The organism is Runella zeae DSM 19591 (assembly GCF_000423565.1).
Lineage (GTDB): Bacteria > Bacteroidota > Bacteroidia > Cytophagales > Spirosomataceae > Runella > Runella zeae.
On sequence record NZ_KE384044.1, the window covers coordinates 46624 to 67629 of the forward strand.

The 21006-nt window shown below is 40.8% G+C and carries 19 protein-coding genes; 9 read left to right on the plus strand and 10 right to left on the minus strand.

The features are described from left to right. The first annotated feature begins 46 nt into the window (after positions 1-46). The 3 genes from G563_RS0130020 to G563_RS0130035 all read left to right on the plus strand — a co-directional run bounded on the left by G563_RS0130020 (position 47) and on the right by G563_RS0130035 (position 4133). Positions 47-973, plus strand: a complete 927-nt coding sequence (locus tag G563_RS0130020; RefSeq protein ID WP_051211292.1) for a polysaccharide deacetylase family protein — start codon at positions 47-49, stop codon at positions 971-973. Positions 974-1004: 31 nt separating this feature from the next. Beyond that, positions 1005-1400 carry a VOC family protein gene (locus G563_RS0130025; RefSeq protein WP_028668593.1) on the plus strand — a complete coding sequence of 132 codons (396 nt, stop codon included), beginning with the start codon at positions 1005-1007 and terminating at the stop codon, positions 1398-1400. Positions 1401-1652: 252 nt separating this feature from the next. After that, entirely contained in the window at positions 1653-4133 is a 2481-nt protein-coding gene (locus G563_RS0130035) for a bifunctional UDP-N-acetylmuramoyl-tripeptide:D-alanyl-D-alanine ligase/alanine racemase (protein WP_028668594.1), read from the plus strand. Between the two features lie 48 nt (positions 4134-4181). On the opposite strand, the gene G563_RS0130040 is transcribed toward G563_RS0130035, so the two are convergent. Beyond that, positions 4182-4823 (minus strand): coiled-coil domain-containing protein, encoded by a 642-nt coding sequence (locus tag G563_RS0130040; protein ID WP_028668595.1) that lies wholly within the window; start codon positions 4821-4823, stop codon positions 4182-4184. Between the two features lie 285 nt (positions 4824-5108). Between G563_RS0130040 and G563_RS0130045 the strand changes: the two genes are divergently transcribed. Continuing rightward, positions 5109-6224: a fatty acid desaturase family protein gene (locus tag G563_RS0130045; protein WP_028668596.1), complete on the plus strand. Its 1116-nt coding sequence runs from the start codon at positions 5109-5111 to the stop codon at positions 6222-6224. Positions 6225-6231: 7 nt separating this feature from the next. On the opposite strand, the gene G563_RS0130050 is transcribed toward G563_RS0130045, so the two are convergent. From G563_RS0130050 to G563_RS36265, 5 genes are all read right to left on the minus strand, one after another. Continuing rightward, a complete protein-coding gene (locus G563_RS0130050; RefSeq protein ID WP_028668597.1) occupies positions 6232-6882 on the minus strand; it encodes a response regulator transcription factor in 651 nt (216 codons plus the stop codon). Between the two features lie 22 nt (positions 6883-6904). After that, positions 6905-7738, minus strand: coding sequence for a sensor histidine kinase (locus G563_RS36260; RefSeq protein ID WP_051211293.1), 834 nt, complete (start codon positions 7736-7738; stop codon positions 6905-6907). A 199-nt stretch (positions 7739-7937) separates the two neighbouring features. Next, positions 7938-8366 (minus strand): hypothetical protein, encoded by a 429-nt coding sequence (locus G563_RS0130060; RefSeq protein WP_028668598.1) that lies wholly within the window; start codon positions 8364-8366, stop codon positions 7938-7940. 152 nt (positions 8367-8518) lie between these two features. Next, positions 8519-9193 carry a hypothetical protein gene (locus tag G563_RS0130065; RefSeq protein ID WP_157585729.1) on the minus strand — a complete coding sequence of 225 codons (675 nt, stop codon included), beginning with the start codon at positions 9191-9193 and terminating at the stop codon, positions 8519-8521. A 2-nt stretch (positions 9194-9195) separates the two neighbouring features. Then, the gene (locus tag G563_RS36265) at positions 9196-9606 is read right to left on the minus strand and encodes a hypothetical protein (RefSeq protein WP_051211294.1); all 411 of its coding nucleotides are present in this window, start codon (positions 9604-9606) and stop codon (positions 9196-9198) included. Between the two features lie 364 nt (positions 9607-9970). Between G563_RS36265 and G563_RS0130080 the strand changes: the two genes are divergently transcribed. Beyond that, a complete protein-coding gene (locus G563_RS0130080) occupies positions 9971-10723 on the plus strand; it encodes a hypothetical protein (RefSeq protein ID WP_037328585.1) in 753 nt (250 codons plus the stop codon). Between the two features lie 39 nt (positions 10724-10762). Here the strand turns inward: G563_RS0130080 and nadC are convergent, their stop codons facing one another. Continuing rightward, a complete protein-coding gene (gene nadC, locus G563_RS0130085; RefSeq protein ID WP_028668602.1) occupies positions 10763-11596 on the minus strand; it encodes a carboxylating nicotinate-nucleotide diphosphorylase in 834 nt (277 codons plus the stop codon). 322 nt (positions 11597-11918) lie between these two features. Between nadC and G563_RS0130100 the strand changes: the two genes are divergently transcribed. After that, positions 11919-12833 (plus strand): VOC family protein, encoded by a 915-nt coding sequence (locus G563_RS0130100; RefSeq protein ID WP_028668603.1) that lies wholly within the window; start codon positions 11919-11921, stop codon positions 12831-12833. Positions 12834-12876: 43 nt separating this feature from the next. On the opposite strand, the gene arfB is transcribed toward G563_RS0130100, so the two are convergent. The 3 genes from arfB to uvrB are packed head-to-tail and all read right to left on the minus strand — an operon-like array spanning position 12877 to position 15733. After that, positions 12877-13278, minus strand: a complete 402-nt coding sequence (gene arfB, locus G563_RS0130105; RefSeq protein WP_028668604.1) for an alternative ribosome rescue aminoacyl-tRNA hydrolase ArfB — start codon at positions 13276-13278, stop codon at positions 12877-12879. Between the two features lie 10 nt (positions 13279-13288). Further along, positions 13289-13705 carry an acyl-CoA thioesterase gene (locus G563_RS0130110; protein ID WP_028668605.1) on the minus strand — a complete coding sequence of 139 codons (417 nt, stop codon included), beginning with the start codon at positions 13703-13705 and terminating at the stop codon, positions 13289-13291. Next, positions 13706-15733, minus strand: a complete 2028-nt coding sequence (gene uvrB / locus G563_RS0130115; RefSeq protein WP_028668606.1) for an excinuclease ABC subunit UvrB — start codon at positions 15731-15733, stop codon at positions 13706-13708. Positions 15734-16492: 759 nt separating this feature from the next. On the opposite strand from uvrB, the gene G563_RS0130120 reads away from it, so the two are divergent. From G563_RS0130120 to G563_RS0130130, 3 genes are all read left to right on the plus strand, one after another. Beyond that, the gene (locus G563_RS0130120; RefSeq protein ID WP_028668607.1) at positions 16493-17407 is read left to right on the plus strand and encodes a TIGR01777 family oxidoreductase; all 915 of its coding nucleotides are present in this window, start codon (positions 16493-16495) and stop codon (positions 17405-17407) included. 144 nt (positions 17408-17551) lie between these two features. Then, positions 17552-19486, plus strand: coding sequence for a polysaccharide biosynthesis protein (locus G563_RS0130125; protein WP_028668608.1), 1935 nt, complete (start codon positions 17552-17554; stop codon positions 19484-19486). Next, positions 19483-20955: a bifunctional ADP-dependent NAD(P)H-hydrate dehydratase/NAD(P)H-hydrate epimerase gene (locus tag G563_RS0130130; protein WP_028668609.1), complete on the plus strand. Its 1473-nt coding sequence runs from the start codon at positions 19483-19485 to the stop codon at positions 20953-20955. Before G563_RS0130125 ends, G563_RS0130130 begins: the two co-directional genes overlap by 4 nt. Positions 20956-21006: the final 51 nt, after the last annotated feature.

Genomic DNA, 21006 nt, shown 5'->3' on the forward strand with positions numbered 1-21006 from the left:
GAGAATCATTCTAGCGAGAATAATACACCCCAAAAATCTCATTTGTATGATTGCTCGCTTCCTGATGTTGGTTTTTTGTGTTGGTTTTGTAAAACTCTACGCTCAAAAAAAACAAATCGCCATTACCGTCGATGATTTGCCGTTTGTAAATGAAATTTCGCTTCAAAACTCCGTTGAGAATACGCAAAAATTCACACAAACTTTGAAGAAAAATCACATTTCGGCGATTGGATTTGTCAACGAATCGGCCCTTTATCGGAAATGGGGAGAAGTCGATGAGCGCATTGATTTGCTCAATACCTGGCTCCTCAACGGGCATTCGCTCGGCAATCATACCTATTCCCACCCTTCTTTCAATACGACTTCCCTTGAAGATTACAAAATTGACTTTCTCAAAGGCGAAAACGTAACCTCCAAACTTACCAAAACACACGGCAGTGTGTTGCGTTATTTTCGGCATCCTTTTTTACAAACGGGTAGCGATAGCCTCAAGAGATATGGCTTCAACCAATTTTTGGCACAACGTGGCTATCAAATAGCCCCTGTCACTATCGACAACGAAGATTATATTTTCAATAAAGTATATCGCGATGCTTATTTGAAAGGCAATCAAGCCCAAATGAAACGGGCCGTAGAAGCTTATATCTCGTATTTAGAGGCTTTGTTTGACTATTTTGAAAAATTGGCTTTTGCCCTCGAAAATCGCCCCATCAAGCAGGTTTTGCTTTGTCATGCCAACTTGATTAATAGCCAACATTTTGACAAGGTAATCGCGGTGATGCAAAAACGAAATTATGAATTTGTAACGCTAGACGAAGCCCTCACCGACCCCATTTATCAGAGTACCGAAACCTACGTGGGCAAAGGAGGATTTTCGTGGCTTCATCGCTGGAAACTAAGTAGAAACGTCAAATTCCCTCACCATGAGCCGTCTATCCCCGACGATATTATGAAGCTGTACGAGGCCAAATAATGTTTTGCTCTAAATTGATGATTATTTTTCGATGCACATTGGACATATTTCCTTGTTGGTAGCAGATTACGACGAAGCCATTGATTTTTATACTCAAAAACTTGGATTTGTTGTTTTGGAAGATACACTTCTCTCTCCTCAAAAGCGGTGGGTGCTTGTGTCGCCTTCGCCTACGTCAGAGTGTAGTTTATTGCTAGCTAAAGCCGCCAATGAAGATCAGCAAATGCAAATTGGGAGACAAAGCGGAGGGCGTGTTTTTTTGTTTTTATATACCGATACCTTCTGGGAAACGTATGAGCACCTCAAAGCGCAAGGGGTTATTTTTTTGGAATCACCACGGCAAGAGCCTTATGGTTGCGTAGTTGTATTTCAAGATTTATACGGCAATAAATGGGATTTATTAGAAAACAAAAAGCCTAAAAGCTAAGTACCTTTTATTCTCTAAAGATTTGCGTCAGAGACGCAGCACCATTTTTGACCCAAATGATAGTTTGGGTCAATCTATCGCTCATCCCAGCATGAGGTCGGTACGGAATCGTATCGCCAATACAACGACATAAAGCCCCTGACTTTAGTTAACATTAGGTAAACAATTACCTCTATTTTATCTATCTCATTTTGAGTTTTACCAAAAACATCAGGCATAACCATTATTTTTGGCAGAAATTTTCTGACAAAAATGACGATCACAACCTTCCAAAACACAGATATTCAAACCAATGCGACTTATTTATTGACTGATAGTCGACAATTGATTTTCCCTCAGCAAACCCTCTTTTTTGCCATCAAAGGCGCGCGACACGACGGGCACCAATATATTTTAGAACTCTATCAAAAAGGCGTACGGCAGTTTGTGGTAGAACAAAAATCCCTCTCTGAGGCGCTTATAGCGCAGCTGGAGCCTTTGGAAGACGCTCAAATCTGGGAAGTAGAAAGTAGTCTCAAAGCCCTGCAAGACTTGGTCAAACGCCACCGTGCACAGTTTGACATTCCAGTGATTGGCATCACGGGAAGTAATGGCAAAACCATCGTAAAGGAATGGCTCAGTCATCTTTTAAGTGCTGATTTTCGGATTGTTAAAAGCCCCAAAAGCTATAATTCACAGATTGGCGTACCGCTGTCGGTATGGCAAATGAATGAGACGCATACGCTAGGGATTTTTGAAGCAGGTATTTCGCAAGTTCACGAAATGAAAACCCTGCAAGAAATCATCAAACCTAGCATTGGCATTTTTAGCAACATTGGCTCGGCTCATGATGAAGGTTTTAGGAGTCGCAAACAAAAAGTAACCGAAAAACTTCGCCTCTTTACTCAGTGCAAACAGCTCATCTATCGAGCCGACTACTCTGATATTGACGAAGAAATCAAGCTTATTCTGAAACCAGTCAATCCTCAATGTGAGCTTGTCAGTTGGGGGCAAAGTCCTCATGCTACGATTCAAGTAGAATGGCAAATCGACCAAGAAAATAGCTACATCGTACTGAAGTCGGCATTAGAAGTGTACGACAATCATCTGTTTTCTGTTCCCTTTACCGATGAAGCCTCTATCGAAAACATCATTCATTGCATCATACTGATGCTTACAATGGGCATACCCTCTCACGAAATCCGTCAGCGGGTATTGCGCCTCCGCCCGATTTCGATGCGCCTTGAGCTCAAAGAAGGCACTAACAATTGTTACTTGATTGACGATACCTACAACAACGATTTGGTAGGGTTGAGTATCGCCCTTAATTTTCTGAGCCAACAAGAACAACGTCCTCAAAAAATAGCGATTTTGTCGGACTTGCTCCAAACTGGTCAGAAAGAAGAAGAGCTATATGCTCAAATCAATACTTTACTTCAAGAAAAAGGGATTCAGAAACTTATAGCCATTGGCGAGGCTTTTGCTCGCAATGCCCATTTGATACAAATCGAGGCCGCCTATTTTGCTTCTACCGACGATTTTTTGGCAAACCTCAGGCCTCATTCATTCCGCGATGCGCTCATACTTATCAAAGGAGCTAGGCCTTTTCAGTTTGAGCGAATCGTGCACCGTTTACAACAAAAAGTGCACGGAACTGTACTCGAAATCAACCTTGATGCGCTCACTCACAATCTCAATTTTTATCGAAACAAGGTGGGCAACAACACCAAAATCATGGCAATGGTCAAAGCCTTTGCGTATGGCAGTGGTAGCGCAGAAGTAGCGCAGTTGTTGCAATTTCACCGGGTCGATTATCTAGCAGTAGCCTACGCTGATGAAGGAGTGACCCTACGTCAAAATGGGATAGAGCTACCAATAATGGTCATGAACCCTTCGCCCAACACCTTCGATAAACTCATTGAATACCAACTAGAACCCGAAATTTATAGCCACAAAATACTAGACGAATGGTTGTTCTTTCTGAATTCGTTCGTTACTGATTCTACCCCCAACTATCTCATCCACCTCAAGCTTGACACCGGGATGCATCGGCTTGGGTTTACAGAAACAGACATACCGTTGCTAATTCAAAAATTAACCCAACATCCTCATATTCAAGTAGCGTCGATATTCTCCCACTTAGTAGGTGCCGACGAAGCGATTCATAATGACTTTACGCAATTACAGCTCAAGCGTTTTGAAGCCGGTACAGCCTTGCTCCAAGAAGGTTTGGGTTACAAGCCTTTGCGCCACATTCTCAATTCTGCGGGTATAGTGCGCTTTTCTGAGCATAAATTTGAAATGGTTCGATTGGGGATTGGACTGTACGGGGTAGAAGTCAATCGTCTCGAACAAAGAGCTTTACAGCAAATTGGAACTTTCAAGACGGTAGTATCGCAGGTCAAACAACTACCCGCTGGCGAAACCATCGGCTACAGCCGTATGGGAGTTTTGAGCAAGCCTTCGACTATTGCAACTATAGCGATTGGCTACGCCGATGGCTACGACCGTCGTTTTGGAAAAGGCGTGGGCAAAGTACTCATTAATGGCGTGCTATGCCCGGTAGTCGGCAATGTATGCATGGATATGACGATGGTAGATGCCACAGGAGTGACCGTACAGGAAGGCGATGAAGTGATTATTTTTGGCAACGATTTACCGATTTATCAATTGGCCCAGCAGATCGGGACTATTCCTTACGAATTGTTGACAGGCATCAGCGAACGAGTCAAACGTGTTTTTTATAAAGAATAAAGGCTAGGAAATTGCTCCCTAGCCTTAGTTTCATTTCTGTCAATTGAATCACTGTTTGGTCGGAATTTTGGCTTTGGCATCATCAAAGCTTCTCTTTTTAGTTTCTAAGTCCGTTTGGGAAGTAGCTACATCTTTCTCGTTGATTTCTAGCTCCTTTTTAAGATTTGCTAGTTCTTTTTCGGTTTTTTCGATGTCTTTTTTAAGACTTTCTCCCTTACGGGTAAGTTTGCTAAAATTCTTTTCGGCATCTTTCATGGCTTCTTCGGCTACGCGTGCATCATCATACAAAATAGCATCTTCGGCAAATTTTTTCAAGAATGCCTCCGCTTCCGCATATCCTTTAGTACCTTGGGTAACATAAGAGCCATTTCCTAAGTCCAAATAGATAAAAACCTGCGAAAGTCCTTTTTTTGAAGTCACTTGACTTGCCAAGTTGATCGATGATGAAGATACACTAGGAATATTAGCGGTAGCTACACGATACACTCCGCCTCTGGAGCTATTGACTTTACCATATTGTTTTAAATAATCTTCCCAGTACTTTCCCAAATACTTTTCTTCGATTTTCGTCGTTACATATAAGCCTTCAAAAGTAGATTTGTCAATTTCTCTCTTGTCAGGTAAAACGGTTTGTGAGCTGGCTGAGTATCCCAAAACACAGGCTAAAGCAATAATAAGTATCTTTTTCATTCTTATTTGGTTTTTAATTTTGACGTAAAATACGCCCTTTAAGTCACAATTTTACGAATAAGACTCGACAATTTTCCCAATGAACCAAAAGGTATTTTTATGATTTTTAGCAGTTTTAGACTAAATTTCGTACTTTTACCATAATTCAAACTTATATTTATACCCTCGTTCAACCACGATTCATAGGAAAGCTTCACTATCCAGTCTGCAAGTCCCTATATTGCCTACTCTCAATGCAGTTTCCTACCAATCTATGATGAGCTTACATCTCTAAACCTGTAGCAAGTGAAGTCTAAAAGTAATCCAAGATTTGTCAACAAAGACAAGAATTTATTTTTTCCTACCCTCAAGAAAAGAGTAGATGCCTATTTTAAAGAACGCAATCTTTCCAAAAATGCCAACCAAGTCTTAGTTGTAAAAACGATAGCGCTTACCGCTCTGTATGTGCTTCCGTTTATTGGGGTGTTGGTTTTTCATCCTCCCTTAGGAATCAGTTTAGTGCTATGGTTTTTGATGGGTATTGGCCTAGCTGGCTTAGGAATGAGCGTGATGCACGATGCAAATCACGGTGCTTATTCCGAAAATGCTACCATCAACTACTGGATAGGCAACATCTATCTTAGTATGCTGGGTGGCTCTACTTTCAATTGGAATCTACAGCATAACGTCTTGCACCATATGTATACCAATGTGGTACATGTCGATGAAGACATTAACGATAAGCTCGTGCTTAAGTTTTCGCCCCATACACCCGTCAAATCATTTCATCAGCTTCAATGGCTATATGCCTTCTTTTTTTATGGTTTGCTTTCGCTTTATTGGGTTACTTTAAAAGACTTTATTCAATTTACGATTCATATCCGCAACGGTGTCAATACCAACACTAAAGCTCAAAATGCCGTAACGTTGTCCAAAATCATATTGGCCAAAGTGCTGTATTACGCTGTGATCATTGGTATTCCTACAATTGGATTTCATATTCCTTTGGGAGAAGTAATCCTTGGCTTTTTATTGATGCACTTTGTAGGGGGAATTATCTTGACCACGATTTTTCAATTAGCCCATTCGGTTGAAGGTACAAGTCATCCACTACCCAACGAAAAAGGGATTATCGAAAACGACTGGGCGATTCATCAGCTCAACACGACGGTCAATTTCTCACGTCACAACAAATGGCTGTCGTGGTACGTGGGTGGGTTGAATTTTCAAGTAGAGCACCATTTATTTCCCAAGATTTCGCATGTTCATTATCCGGCTTTGTCGGGGATTGTCAAACAAACTGCTCAGGAGTTTGGTGTGCCTTATCTCGAAAATCCAACTTTTGGAGTAGCCCTTAAGTCTCACATGGCTACCCTATACCAGCTTGGAAGGCTTCCCGACATGAATGAGGCCATCGGGTAAAAAAAGCTTATAACAAATCGTTTTTGAAAGCATAAGCTACTAAGCCCGCTGTATTTTTGGTACCTGTTTTTTCGAGCAATCTCAAACGGTGCCCTTCCACAGTACGCGGGCTTACAAAAAGCTTTTCGCTGATTTCGAGCGTCGACAGCCCTTCGCAAAGCTGCTGCAATACTTCCATTTCACGGGGCGAAATTTGCACTTTACTATTGAAAAGCGGCGCTGGTGGCGTAGCACGAGTGATTACTTTCCGGTGGAGAGCTTTGGATACAAAATCACTATAATAAAAGCCATCAGACATTACCCGCCGAATGGCATTTTCAACTTCTCCTGGTTCTGAATCTTTCAGTAAATAACCATTTACCCCTTTTTCGAGCAAGTGAATAATAAATCGGTCTTCTTCGTGCATTGATACAATAATGACTTTCACATGCGAAAAATGTAATTGAATCTGCTCGGTAGTTTCGACCCCATCCATGACGGGCATTTGCAAGTCTAGTAGGGCAATATCGGGCGTAACTTTCCCTAAAAGATCCAAAAGTTCTTTTCCGTTTGCAGCTTCTCCTATCAGCTCAAAGTCCTTGATTTGATTGAGCATCGCGGTCATACCTTTTCTAAAAAGATTATGATCATCAGCTATTACCAATTTTATCTTCTCCATTTGCATGTTAAATTAAGTCTTTCTACCGTTGAGTATTCATTTTTTCTATACTCGCTTTTTTGTCCACCAAAGCACAACTTTTTAGTTCTATTACGGCCCTACATCCTTTATTAGGGGCGGTTTCGTACTTTATTTTACCTTCTATGATTCGGAGTCGTCCTTCTATATTGTCAAGGCCAAGTCCGGGCGAAACCCGTTTGCGTATATCTTGCAAGTTGAAACCCTGGCCATTGTCTTCCACCACAAGCCCAAAATAATGCGGCGGCAATGACATCTGAATGTGTATGTTTGTCCCACCCGAGTGTTTGAGCGCATTGTTGATAAGTTCTTGTACTACCCTATAAAGCATCAATTCTACTTTGGGCTCAAGTCTGAAATTTTCGTCTCCTGCGTAGCCAAAAGTAATTTTTACGTCGTTGCCATAATTACTTTTAGCCACAAACTCCTGCAAAGCAGCCGGTAGACCAAAACGCTCCAACGTAGTAGGGACCAGCTCTCTACTAATACGCCGTACATGGCTTATGGTTTCGTCAAGAGCTTCTCGCACTTGTTGGGCTAGGCGCTCGGCTTGCTCTTTTGAACCTAGCTGACCATACAAAGCATTGAATGTCAGTTTTGTAACTGAAAGCAGTGCTCCTATGTCATCGTGTAGGTCTTGGGCGATGCGTCGTCTTTCAGCTTCAGTCGAAGCCATAGACACCTCCAAGAGTTTTTGCTGAAACTCTGCTTCCATGTCTTTGACGCGAATCTGCTGCTCAATCTGTTTGCGTTGGTAGTACATCACAAACAATACAATGAACAATGCCATGATGAGCATGATACCCGTTCCAATAATTACGATATAGGGAGATTCCATATACGGGTTCTGATGACTCTATGAAGTCACCTCAAAAATACACAGAAAAACGGTGGGGTAGGATTAATTTTAGTAAACGGTTCAAAAAAAACATATCCTTCGTCTTACCCCTAAGCAATTGATTTATAGTTATAGAAAGCAATATATCTACAAAAAAAGCCGAGCTATTCACTCGGCTTTTTAATTTTTTTATTCAAGATTAAGGATTGCAAAAACCCGGGCATGGTAGTGCTTCTCCTCCTGCCACTTCACTATCAGTTGTACGTGCATTGGCAATGGTTGTAATGTCTCTACCGTCTTTATCAATACCAGTAAAAACCAATGAGTTCTTGCCGTTTTTATCTTTTGCAAAATAAAAACGTAACCCCACTACTCCTTTTTTGTTCATAAGCTTTTCGATTACATCTTTTCCAAAAGCCACTCCTCTGATTTCGTCAGAGCTTGTCTTTTGATACTCTTCCATCTGTTCTTTTGCATCTTTAAAAGAAATAACAGAGCCAATACTCGGCGATACGCGTTGTTCTTCAGCGGTCAGTAATTTTTTTGTAGGAGCTATGCTTACTTCTTCATCTTTTTGACAGGCGAACGCTAACACAGCAAGGCTAATAGAGATTAATTTTCTTTTCATATTCCGGCAGTGGTTTAGGCAAAAAATAGAATTCACAATTCACTGACCAAAGGTATTGAATTGTAAATTCTATGACAAACACTTTAACAAAATTATTGGGAGGTTAAAGCATTAGCAGCTATCAAGTGCAATATACAATTAACTCATTATCATCAAATTCCAGCATCTGGAGAGTCAACCTTCCAAATAGCGACCGTTGCTAAAATATTAAAAGCAATACTGAGAATAGCATCTATGGGCCAATAAAGTTTCCCCAAATCAGGATTGCCATTAAAACTATTGATTGCCAAATACATAAAAAAAGTTCCTGCGTAGTAAATCAAAGCTCCTGAGCTAAACCAAAACAAGGGAAAGTTACTCAACCGTGGAACTTCTAATTTTTTTAGCAACTGGAAAAAGTACTGTAAAAGCAAAATAATGGCAAAAGCCCCAGCAAGTTGATAGGAAAATCGATTAAAATGGATTGTATTCCAGTTTGAAACAGTTTCAAAATCATATAAGGTAAATATAATAAAAAAGATATTTGAAACTATAATAAAATACTGCCAAAATTTACCAGTCAATAACTGAGCATATAAATATGAAATAAGCCAAAAATTAACCATACAGTGGATATTATACAGAAAGACAGTATTTAAGTCAATTTCTTTTATATTCCTTAAAATTTCAATGACAATACTTAGCGTATTTCTAATGAAAGTCATTAAAATATATAAAGCTATTATAAAATGTGTATCCTTTAAAACTGCTTTCTTCTGTAGAATTATAAAGAAAGGCAACAAAATACTAACATCCGAAAGAGTTGTAATAATATCTGGAAAACTCATTTTTATTGGCCAAATGGAGGAATAGGTTTACCTTCTCCTGCTCCACCAAACTCCTCACCATCCTTGAGACCAGTGCTATCCACTTTGAAAGGTATTTCATTGCCTTTTTCATCCACTGGAACAATAAACAACCGAGGCATGATTTCTGTCCCTTTGTTTGTATCTATTTTATATTCTGCTTCCGAAGCTACTCCATAGTAAAGAACAAATCCAACGCATCCCGTACGCTTGGCCATCTCTTCAAATACTTTTGCGCTAAAATATTCTCCTTTTCTAATTCCTTTAGTATCTTTTTTTTCCCCAGCCAAAGGGATATGTTTCTCCCGATGAGCTTCCCGAAATGATTTAATTTCAGCAGACGACAAATACTTGCCTGCATCACCTAATAATTCTTCCTTATAATCTTTGGACATAACTACATAAAGTTGAAAGGTTTAACAATGCTGCAAGCTAGTAAGGCATAGTCGAATCTCCAAACCGTTCAATCAATCACTTAACTAAATTTACTTTTTTTGAAAAACACGTATTTCTACTCTAAAATATTCCAAACTTAGGCACGACCTTTGTAGTGGGTTTGGTTGAATCAGCATCAAACAGGTGCAAGATTTTTTCTCATAGGTTAGGTTAGGAAGAAAAAGCCGAAGGCATTTGCCTCCGGCTTTTTTAGTATTATCGAAAATTTCCCCCTAAATCCTTTGGCGTCTTATATTATATATGTTCTTTTGTAAACATGAAATTAGCTTCCATGCCCTAATTCGGGACATTTATTCTCAAACAATGGTACATCTTATTTTTAGAGCATCTCTATCCACTCTTCTTGGTTTTGTTATCTCTTATAGTTGTTTTGCCCAGCCAGTAAACCCTATTCGTAGAGTAGTGGATGCTGGTGTTGCCTTCAAAGACAATGCCCTCAATATTAACTTTTTGCACAATCAATACTTGCGAGTAGACCGTCAGGGATTGCTTCAAATCGGATGGGGTTTAAGAGTGGCGCATGTCCAAGGAAGTAGCCTAGATTTTATTACAGCTCCATCCAAGCTTACCACTGGTAAGACTGGATTTGCGTCGCTGAGTGCCCCTCTTTTATTACGCCAAATAGACACACTCCAAATCAAAACTGGCATCACTTTGCTAAACTTCAATTTAGGAGTACAAGTGGCGCTGTTTGACCGATTAGACGTAGGAGTCAATGCCGATATTATTGGGTTTGCTTTAGGCACCAAACGCAGCGGATACTACTTAGGGTCAAGGGGTTATAGTGCTACCGATTCGCTCAACATTCACCAGACTTATCAAGAAGCGAAGCCCGCTCGTTTCAATTTACAATTACTTGGCGACAATGCTTTGGGAAGTCTTAATAGTGAGATTTACGCTCGTTTACGGCTTACTCAGAGGGTGGGGATTAAGGTAGGCTATTTATTTGCCATCAATGAATACAAAACTAGTCAGCCGTTGGTAGACGACAACCGTCGGTTTCGGTTTCGGTCACAAATGCTCTATTTAGGGCTTAGTTTCCCTATTTATAACTAAAGACGAACCTGACGCTATCAACAGCAGATTCGTCGTTGATTAATAAGCCTTTAAGCTTAAATCTAAGCTTTTGATTTGGTGCGTAAGTGCCCCACATGAAATATAGTCCACGCCCGTTTCGGCTACGGCCCTCAACGTATCTTCTCTGATACCTCCTGAGGCTTCGGTAGGGTACTTATCTGCTACTTTCTCAACGGCAGTTCTTAAATCTTCCAAACTGAAGTTGTCCAACATAACTCTCTGAATACCACCTACTTGAAGCACTTCATCCAATTCTTTAAGGTTACGAACCTCTACTTCAATTTGGAGTTGACGGCCTGTACGCCTTACGTAGTCATTGGCTTTGGTGATAGCCGCTTCGATTCCGCCCGCATAATCGACGTGATTGTCTTTGATAAGAATCATATCGTATAGCGCATAACGGTGATTAACAGCCCCTCCAATACGCACGGCCATCTTTTCAAAAATACGGAAATTAGGGGTTGTTTTACGGGTATCAAGAAGCTTGGTCGGTAAACCTTCTAGTAGATTTACCAACGAACGAGTATAGGTAGCAATACCACTCATTCGTTGCATCGTATTGAGAACCAAGCGTTCAGCTTTTAAAATAGATTGAGCATCGCCACTTACATGTAAGACTATATCTCCTTTTTTGATAGGTTGTCCATCCTCAATCAAAATCTCTACTTCTAAGAGAGGGTCTACTTCCTCAAAAATAATTTTCGCTACTTCTACCCCTGCAATTATGCCGTCTTCTTTGACAAGGAGGCGAGCCCGACGCTCAGCATCGCGCGGAATAGTAGAAAGTGAAGTGTGGTCTCCATCGCCCACATCCTCCGAAATTGCTAACCGAATGTAATCACGTATATCCATGCTGCAAGATAGGGGTTTGTGAGCGATACCACAAATATCTACCCTTTTTGAAAAAACTATCAAAAATAAAACGTCGCCTATTTTCCCCAAAAATCCCCAAAAGCGTGTATTTTTTTCTACTATAATTTACCCCTCTATCTGGCACCTATGATTGATTGAGAAAAAAATTTTAGGGTTTATTTTTTATGTATCCTCCTCACAACGAGCCTCAATAAAATCATATTTTTTCTCTGCATTGTAAAACCCCCGACTCTTTACTATTGCCCCTATAACGAGGTACAATTTTTTTGATTTTGGAATATCACCTCTTATATATATAAAGATGAAAAAAGCCACTGAAACACAAATGATGGGGAAGCTCCAAGCCGTAACGGTAGTTACCAATAGCTGGGTGCAAAGCATCCGATTTTATACTGAGGCGTTGGGATATTTTCTTCTCGAACGCGGAGAACTTACCTTAGTTCAAAAAGAAATTTTTGGTCGCCATTTAGGTAAATATGCTCTCCTAGGACACGAAGATGGTGCCGTCATAAGACTTATTGAAACATCACATGCGGGTGCTTTGCCCAATCGTATAGGCGCTCATCCATGGGATAGCGGATTAGCATGTATAGAGACCACTACGACTGATTTAGAAAAAGCTTACTGGAAAGTTTTAAGGGCACGTTTTGGGGCGATTGTATCTCCTAGCGAAATAGGCGCTCGCTCGAATCGTCAAGCTACTTTTATTGGGCCTTCTGGAGAGCAGCTCATTGTGAATGAAAATAAGCAAAAGCTTCCATTCAATAGTTCTTTTTTGCGCAGAGAGGGCGTAGAGGCTCCTTTTAATACGCTTGTAGCGCTGCCAAGCAAAGAACATATCAAATTGTATGACCAAGTTTTGGGGTTTGCACCTGCCACGCATTTCAATCCTTCGTTTGTACCCGAACTTGTAAATTCTGAAGCCAATGTAATGGATGAAGAGTATTCGGGAAGTTATAGTACAGCTCACGCTTTCTCTCTCGACCCTGTGTGTGTATCATCGACCCAATACCAATCTTTCCCCTGTGATTTTTTTAAAACTGGCATAGCTTCCGCCTGTTGGAAAGGCACTTATACGGATGATTTATCTTTGAAGCTACAAGAAGTAGGTTGGAATATCTTGAGCGAGGTAGGCTTACCTGTACGCCACAATCCCGAACCCGCAGCACTGGTATTTAGGGGCGTAGTAGGAGAAATTTTAGAGATAATACACTAAAAATCAAAAGACTACCAAAGTAAGGACAAGTACTTGTGTGTATTTATTCAACGATTTTACGACGCATGGCTTTTACGGCGGCATTTCGCTGCTTGGCTTCAAGCCTCTTTTCTTTGGACTCTGCCGTAGGGCGTGTGGCTTTGCGAGGTTTGGGTTTTTCAAAACACTTCTGAATCAAAGCGTCAAACTTCTTGATTACTTTGTCTTTGTTGGCTAATTGGCTTCGTTCGGTTTGATGATACAATACCAATATCCCCTCGCTGGTGAGTTTTTGACTCAGCTTATTTTGCAATAAAACTTTGGTATCTTCGTCGAGTACGTTTGAGTTAGGAATATCAAAACGCAACTCTACTTTTGTCTCTACCTTATTGACGTTCTGTCCTCCTTTTCCACCACTACGGGCGGTTTGAAATTGGAGTTCTGTATGGAGTATTTCGGGGTTCATTTTTAATATTTTATTCACTTGGTTTTTCAAAAAAACAATCTTTTAGAGAGCCTTCTATCCGTCTCACCCTCATCGACCTCCGGTCAACGGCCACCCATACACTTTTGGCTTTTACCAAAAGCTGCTGATTCACTTTGTGATAGATTTCATAGTGTCTATCCCAAGTAGCAGCAGTGTAAGCTCCCACCCATGTTTTGATTTGAAGGCTATCTCCCAAGACCGCTGCTTTAAGATAATCTATTTCATGACGACGTACTATCCAACTGACTTCGTTTTGGAGGTCGGTCGATGCCCTACTTTCCCAATGCGCTATGGCAGCTTCTTGTAAATATTGTAAATATACCGCATTGTTGACATGGTTGAGCATATCAATATCAGCCTCGGCTACTACTTTTGTAAAAAAGAAAGGGCTTGCTTCTTCTATCATTTACGTTTGTTGCCCTTTTAGTTTTTCTCTCAATTGTAGCAATTCATCACGATAACGAGCCGCTTCCAAAAAGTCTAAATCCTTGGCTGCTGCTTCCATTTTGCGTTGTGTTTCGGCGATCAGTTTTTCAATTTCTGATTTACCCATGTACTGAACTACGGGATCAGCCGCAATCCTTATTTCTTCAGGCTCTACGTAGTAGCGTTTAGCACTTCCTTTAGCATCGGCCACCGACGTCTGCTCCATGATCGCCTCCCTACTCTTCAAGACCGTACGCGGTACAATCCCGTGCTCTTCGTTGTAGGCCATCTGAATCGCCCTCCGTCGGTTGGTTTCGTCGATAGCCTTTCGCATAGAGCCTGTCATCGTATCAGCATACATTAGTACTTTACCATTTTCGTTACGAGCAGCCCGGCCAATGGTCTGAATCAACGACCTTATATCCCGCAAAAAGCCTTCTTTATCGGCATCCATAATCGCTACCAAAGATACCTCTGGCAAATCAAGCCCTTCGCGTAACAAGTTTACCCCTACTAAGACATCAAAAACCCCCAAGCGTAAGTCTCTCAAAATCTCTACCCTATCAAGGGCTTTTACTTCGGAGTGAATATAGCGGCCTTTGATTCCCACTCTTTCAAAATATTTGCTAAGCTCTTCGGCCATTCTTTTGGTAAGAGTAGTAACCAATACTCTTTCGTTGCGCTTTACCCTGGCATCGATTTCTTCCAACAAATCATCTATCTGATTGAGACTAGGCCGTACCTGAATCTCGGGATCAAGCAAGCCCGTAGGGCGAATAATCTGCTCCACCACTACCCCATCTGTACGGCGCAATTCATAATCGGCAGGAGTAGCACTTACAAATATGACTTGTTTGGAAAGGTTTTCAAATTCTTGGAATGTCAGAGGGCGATTGTCGAGTGCACTTGGCAGCCGAAATCCAAAGTCTACCAATGATTCTTTACGAGAGCGATCGCCGCCCCACATTGCGCGGATTTGGGGCATGGTGACGTGGCTTTCATCTACCACCAAGAGATAATCTTCTGGGAAATAATCCAACAAACAAAAGGGTCGTTCGCCGGGTTTGCGACGGTCAAAATAGCGCGAATAGTTTTCGATTCCTGAACAATAGCCCAGCTCTCGCATCATTTCCATATCAAATTCCGTTCGTTCTTTGATACGCTGCGCTTCCAAATGCCGACCATCCAATTCAAAATAGCGAACTTGAGCCACCAAATCATCTTGGATTTCGTGGATAGCATTCAACAATACATCGCGTCCGGTCACAAACAAATTGGCGGGGAAAAGAGCAATCTTTTTTTCGGCAGAGATTTTTTTACCATTGTTGGGATTGATACGTTGAATGTCTTCAATTTCATCCCCAAAGAAAATAATACGATAGGCAAAATCAGCATAGCCAGGATAGACGTCTACGGTATCACCTTTGACCCGAAAGTTGCCACGAGTAAACTCGGCTTCGGTACGACTGTATAATATCTCTACCAAGCGAAACAAAAACTGATTGCGGCTGATTTTATCCCCCAACCCTACTTGTACAATACTCTTGCGGTACTCATCGGGATTGCCTGCACCGTAGATACAGGAGACCGAAGCCACCACCAGTACATCTCGCCTGCCAGACATCAACGAAGATACTGTTGAAAGCCGCAACTTATCAATTTCTTGATTGATAGCTAAGTCTTTTTCGATGTAGGTATTGGTCGTAGCAATGTATGCTTCGGGCTGATAATAATCATAATAACTAATGAAATACTCGACGGCATTGTTAGGAAAGAACTGCTTAAATTCTCCGTACAACTGTGCTGCGAGGGTTTTGTTATGGCTAAGTACAAGCGTTGGACGATCCAACTGAGCCACCACATTAGCAACTGTAAAAGTTTTTCCGGAGCCTGTCACCCCCAATAACGTCTGAGCAGGTTCGCCGTTGGTGAGTCCTTCTACGAGCTGAGCTATTGCTTGGGGCTGGTCGCCCGTAGGTTGATAATCAGAAATAAGTTCAAAGGGCATAGCTGCAAATGAATAGTAGCTTATATAACAAGCTTCTATACCCCAAAAGTTCGTTGGTATATCGCTAAAAAAACATTGCCTCACTTCCAAAAAGTGAGGCAAGTGCCACATTACCCTACTCTATAAAATTATACTTTAGATACTAACAACTATCATGCCAAATTAGATACCGTTTCTCTCAAATACACTTTAGGGTATACTTTTAAAACTTATAGGAGTAAGTATCGACAGGCTCTACTGTTAGATATTATTTTAAAAAAATCTAAAATAAAATAATTTAAACTAAAAAAAATACAATAAAAAAGATAAGGTCAATTTCTAAAAAAACGCTCTACAAATAAAAAATCGTCCCACCATAATTGTATTAACAACTAAAAATCAGCATCTTAACTCTTTAAATCTTAGATTTAGTTGTATCTACGCTGTTTTTCTACCTCGCCAAAAATCTATCACTACTTTAAATAGTACTATTTTAACCAAATTACAAAAAAATGTAATTACTAAGCCTCTTATTACATGACAGATAAGTACCTAAAATACAACTATTTATATGCCAAATTTCGCACTACCCTCAAAAATATTCAAAAAAAACATACCATAGTAACAATACGACGCTTTTTGTTTGTGGTTATCCATCGTCTTCCTCTTCTTTTCTTACAATTACCGATGATTTGTAATGAATTCTATAAACAATCGTTGTATCCAAAGACTTTTATATGAACCTTATTGTATTCTTACGTTTAAAAAAAATTCACAACGATGTCTCTGACTGTTTTAATCACTGGAGGAACCGGTATTATTGGCCGCCGACTAACGGAGCTTTTATTAGCGAAAGGCTATAAAGTAGCATACTTGAGTCGTCGAGAAGTAGAAATTTCTGATGTAAAAGTCTACAAATGGAACCTCGACAAAGGATGGATTGACCCCAAAGCATTAGCCGAAGCGGATTATTTAGTTCATTTAGCGGGGGAAGGAATCGCCGATGGACGCTGGACGAATCATCGCAAACAAACGATTATCAATAGCCGCACCAAAACGATTGAATTGATTGCGCGTGAGCTGCAAGGGCGTCCATACAAGTTAAAGGCATTTGTATCAGCCTCTGGTATCAGCTTTTATGGAACTGACACTGGCGATAAGCACCTTTTAGAACAAACGCCCTCTGGAAGCGATTTTTTGGCGCATGTTACACGCAGTTGGGAAAATGCCGCTGATTTGGTAGCCCATGTAGGTATCCGAACTACCAAATTACGCACCGGAGTAGTACTAACTGATAAAGGCGGAGCACTACCCAAAATAGCCCTTCCTATCCAATGGGGAGTAGGCGCTCCTTTGGGCAATGGCAAACAATGGGTATCTTGGATACACATCGACGATCTTTGTAATATGTATATCGAAGCCCTTGAAAATAATCAATGGAGAGGCGTGTACAATGCGGTAGCACCTAGCCCTGTGACCAATACCGAACTTACCCGTCTTATTGCAAAAGTGATTCAGCGTCCTTTGTGGCTTCCTAATATTCCAGCATTTGTCTTAAAAGCTATTTATGGTGAAATGGCAAATGTAGTACTAGGGGGCAACTATATCATCAACCAACGGATTACGAAAGAAACTGATTTTCGTTATCAATTTAGCGACCTTGAACAGGCTTTAGAAAATCTCTTTAAAAAGTAAAAACTGACACATCAACAAAAGGATTTCAAAATGATTGCTTATCTTTGAAGTTGTTCGTTTATGTATGAAGTGTTCACAAGCATATTTTTAACTTCACTTCAAAAATAGTGGCCTTTTTGCCAGCTAATAGTACACTTACCCATTATGATTGAACGATTTTTATCCAGTTATTCAAATCGATTTGTTTCTCGCTATTTGATATTAGCTATTGATGGAGGCATCGTCGTCATTTCGTTTGTAATTGCTTGTATTTTACGTTTCAATCTCAAAGTTTCGGATGTCAACTGGGCACTATATAAGTATTATTTATTGACGCTATTTATAAGTAGACTCCTATGCTTTATTTACTTTCGCTCGTATAGTGGTATCGTACGTCATACTAGTGTAGAAGACACCTCTCTCATTTTCAAGGCCATCACTCTTAGTAGTTTTCTTACCATTGTCACGTCTTCTTTACTTACCTATACCACTGACAATTACCTATTTTATATTCCTATTTCGATTCTTATCATCGAATACTTTATTTCTCTTTTTTTGATGGTAGCGAGTCGTTTTTTGGTGAAAGATATTTATAAAACCCTCATCGCCAATGCCCCCGGAGAAAAAGTAGACGTTCTCATCTACGGAGCAGGGGCTTTAGGTATCTTGACCAAAAACACCCTCTTGCGAAATCGTTATAAAAAGTACAACATTATAGGTTTTATTGACGATAACGCATCATTGAATTTCAAAACAGTAGAGGGGGTACAGGTCTATCCCGAATCAGAAGCTATTCATCGTTTTATCAAAGACCGAACCGACACTAACCTTGAAGTGGTGCTGGCAATCCAGCATATCAAACCCCACCGTAAAAACGAAATCATCGAAAATTTCCTAAAACAGGATGTGGTGGTAAAGGTGGTTTCGTCTGTTTACGAAAAAATAACAGATCAACAGCTCAAATCCTCCGAAATACGCCCGATACGTATCGAAGATCTTTTGGAAAGAGAGCCTATTCAAATAGACAACCAAAATATCAACCTTCTTTTGGCCGGCAAAATCGCCATAGTAACAGGTGCAGCGGGCTCCATTGGAAGTGAAATAGCCCGGCAGTTGGTTCGGTTTCGGCCCAAAACACTTCTCCTTTTAGATCAATCAGAATCAGGATTATATGATTTAGAGAACGAACTAAAACAACGTTTTCGACAATACTTAGGCGAATCTACCGAGATTGTTGTACAAGTAGCCGACATCACCGATGAAATCAGAATGCGTTACATTTTTGAGAATTATCGACCTCAATTTATATTTCATGCAGCCGCCTACAAACACGTCCCTTTGATGGAAGAACACCCCTATGAGGCGGTCAAAGTAAACGTATTTGGGAGCAAAATTGTGGCCGATTTGGCAGTCGAAATGGGAGTAACAAAATTTGTGATGATATCGACCGACAAAGCCGTAAATCCAACTAATGTAATGGGAGCTACCAAGCGCCTAGCTGAGATGTATGTGCAAAGCCTCAATAATCGCTTTCATTCAACCCGTTTTATTACTACCCGTTTTGGAAACGTACTTGGCTCAAATGGCTCAGTGGTACCACTTTTTCAGAAACAAATTCAGGCAGGCGGCCCGCTTACGGTCACCCACCCTGATGTCATTCGGTATTTCATGACTATTTCAGAAGCGTGTCAGCTAGTATTGGAAGCAGGAAGTATGGGGAAAGGTGGGGAGATTTTTGTTTTTGACATGGGCGAACCTGTTAAAATCGCTGATTTAGCCCAAAAAATGATTAAACTCTCGGGGCTTCGTTTAGGCAAAGACATTGAAATTCAATACACAGGTTTGCGCCCAGGAGAAAAGCTTTACGAAGAATTACTAAGTGACAAAGAACATACCCTACCTACCTATCATCCTAAAATACAAATTGCCCAAGTTGATACGCAGGCTTTTCTTGAAATAGCCAATTCTCTCATTGAACTTAAAAGAATACTTAAAAAAGGGGATAAAGCTTTGCTTGTAAATAATCTCAAAATCATTGTTCCCGAGTTTATCAGCAACAATTCGATCTATGAAACTTTGGACGACTTGGAGTTAAAATGAAAATCTTTTCGACTTCTCAAATCAGAGCTTGGGATGAGTATACCATTACTCACGAACCTATTTTGTCTATAGCTCTCATGGAAAGAGCCTCCTCCGCCTTTGTGAAATGGTTTTGTGCCCGTTTTGACAATCACCAACCTATCAAGATATTTTGTGGAATGGGCAATAACGGCGGCGATGGACTGGCTATTGCACGCCTTTTACACCAACAAAACTACCAAGTAGAAGTATTTCTTCTTAAACATTCGCCACAGGGCTCTCCTGATTTTGAGACCAATCTGGCCCGTTTCAGCTCATTTCTAAATCCCCGATGGTTGGTTGATTCAGAAGATTTTCCACCCCTCCTCCCTTCCCATATTATTATTGATGCTCTTTTGGGGTCGGGGCTTTCACGCGCCGCTAGTGGCACCCTCGCAGATTGTATCCAACATATCAATCAAAGCACGGCCACTATCATTTCGGTAGATATTGCCAGTGGGCTATTTGCAGATTTTCCCAATGCTCCCGACAATGTGATTGTGAAACCTACTTTTACGGTGTCATTCCAATGCCCTAAACTTGCGTTTTTGCTTCCTCAAAACGCTGATTATGTGGGCGATTGGCAGGTAGTAGAGATTGGGCTTCATCCAGAATACAAAGCCTCAACCCCTTATCTTTATACACCTGTTTGTCCTAATATAGGAAACTCACGACAAAAATACGCTCATAAGGGAAGTTTTGGCCATGCATTACTTATTGCAGGAAGTTACGGAAAAATCGGTGCGGCAGTTTTAGCAGCTAAGGCTTGTTTGCGCGCTGGCGTTGGATTATTGACTGTCCAGTTGCCCCGTTGTGGATATGATATTTTACAAACTAGCCTACCAGAAGCTATGGTAAGCCCCGACTGGCATTGGATGGTCAATACGACCGTTCCTGATTTAAAACCTTATTCAGCGATTGGAGTAGGACCAGGCCTAGGAAAAGATTCTTTTACGCTTATTATGCTCAAAGAACTGCTCAAATCGGTAGAGTCACCCATGGTAATTGATGCCGACGCACTCAATTTGATAAGCGAAAATCCAGAATTATTGAGTTTGGTTCCTCATCATTCTATCCTTACGCCTCATCCTAAAGAATTTCAAAGATTGCTAGGCAAAACTTGGGACAACGATTTCCAAAAAATAGAAGAACTGAGAAATTTTTCTCAAAAGCATAATGTAATTGTTTGCTTAAAAGGAGCTCATACGGCTATTGCACTTCCGGATGGCTCTGTTCATTTTAATTCGACTGGTAATCCGGGAATGGCCACAGGTGGCAGCGGAGATGTGCTGACAGGGATTATTACTGCTTTGTTGGCTCAGGGTATTTCGCCTATCGAATCGGCTATTTTTGGGGTTTATCAACATGGGCTAGCTGGCGATCGAGCTGCCCAAAAGTGCACCCAGCCTGCCCTAATTGCTTCGGATATTATAAATGCAATGGGCTGGTAATTACCAGCCCATTGCACGTTAACTATTCCTCTTATATAACTTCTTTTTACG

What these genes read in the sequence shown, in the direction of transcription:
- G563_RS0130020 (WP_051211292.1), top strand. Translation starts at nt 47, where the DNA reads ATGATTGCTCGCTTCCTGATGTTGGTTTTTTGTGTTGGTTTTGTAAAA.
- arfB (WP_028668604.1), bottom strand. Translation starts at nt 13,278, where the DNA reads ATGAACCCCGAAATACTCCATACAGAACTCCAATTTCAAACCGCCCGT.
- G563_RS0130120 (WP_028668607.1), top strand. Translation starts at nt 16,493, where the DNA reads ATGTCTCTGACTGTTTTAATCACTGGAGGAACCGGTATTATTGGCCGC.
- G563_RS0130035 (WP_028668594.1), top strand. Translation starts at nt 1,653, where the DNA reads ATGACGATCACAACCTTCCAAAACACAGATATTCAAACCAATGCGACT.
- nadC (WP_028668602.1), bottom strand. Translation starts at nt 11,596, where the DNA reads ATGGATATACGTGATTACATTCGGTTAGCAATTTCGGAGGATGTGGGC.
- G563_RS0130125 (WP_028668608.1), top strand. Translation starts at nt 17,552, where the DNA reads ATGATTGAACGATTTTTATCCAGTTATTCAAATCGATTTGTTTCTCGC.
- G563_RS36260 (WP_051211293.1), bottom strand. Translation starts at nt 7,738, where the DNA reads ATGGAATCTCCCTATATCGTAATTATTGGAACGGGTATCATGCTCATC.
- G563_RS36265 (WP_051211294.1), bottom strand. Translation starts at nt 9,606, where the DNA reads ATGTCCAAAGATTATAAGGAAGAATTATTAGGTGATGCAGGCAAGTAT.
- G563_RS0130080 (WP_037328585.1), top strand. Translation starts at nt 9,971, where the DNA reads ATGGTACATCTTATTTTTAGAGCATCTCTATCCACTCTTCTTGGTTTT.
- G563_RS0130060 (WP_028668598.1), bottom strand. Translation starts at nt 8,366, where the DNA reads ATGAAAAGAAAATTAATCTCTATTAGCCTTGCTGTGTTAGCGTTCGCC.
- G563_RS0130110 (WP_028668605.1), bottom strand. Translation starts at nt 13,705, where the DNA reads ATGATAGAAGAAGCAAGCCCTTTCTTTTTTACAAAAGTAGTAGCCGAG.
- uvrB (WP_028668606.1), bottom strand. Translation starts at nt 15,733, where the DNA reads ATGCCCTTTGAACTTATTTCTGATTATCAACCTACGGGCGACCAGCCC.
- G563_RS0130065 (WP_157585729.1), bottom strand. Translation starts at nt 9,193, where the DNA reads ATGAGTTTTCCAGATATTATTACAACTCTTTCGGATGTTAGTATTTTG.
- G563_RS0130025 (WP_028668593.1), top strand. Translation starts at nt 1,005, where the DNA reads ATGCACATTGGACATATTTCCTTGTTGGTAGCAGATTACGACGAAGCC.
- G563_RS0130050 (WP_028668597.1), bottom strand. Translation starts at nt 6,882, where the DNA reads ATGGAGAAGATAAAATTGGTAATAGCTGATGATCATAATCTTTTTAGA.
- G563_RS0130040 (WP_028668595.1), bottom strand. Translation starts at nt 4,823, where the DNA reads ATGAAAAAGATACTTATTATTGCTTTAGCCTGTGTTTTGGGATACTCA.
- G563_RS0130130 (WP_028668609.1), top strand. Translation starts at nt 19,483, where the DNA reads ATGAAAATCTTTTCGACTTCTCAAATCAGAGCTTGGGATGAGTATACC.
- G563_RS0130100 (WP_028668603.1), top strand. Translation starts at nt 11,919, where the DNA reads ATGAAAAAAGCCACTGAAACACAAATGATGGGGAAGCTCCAAGCCGTA.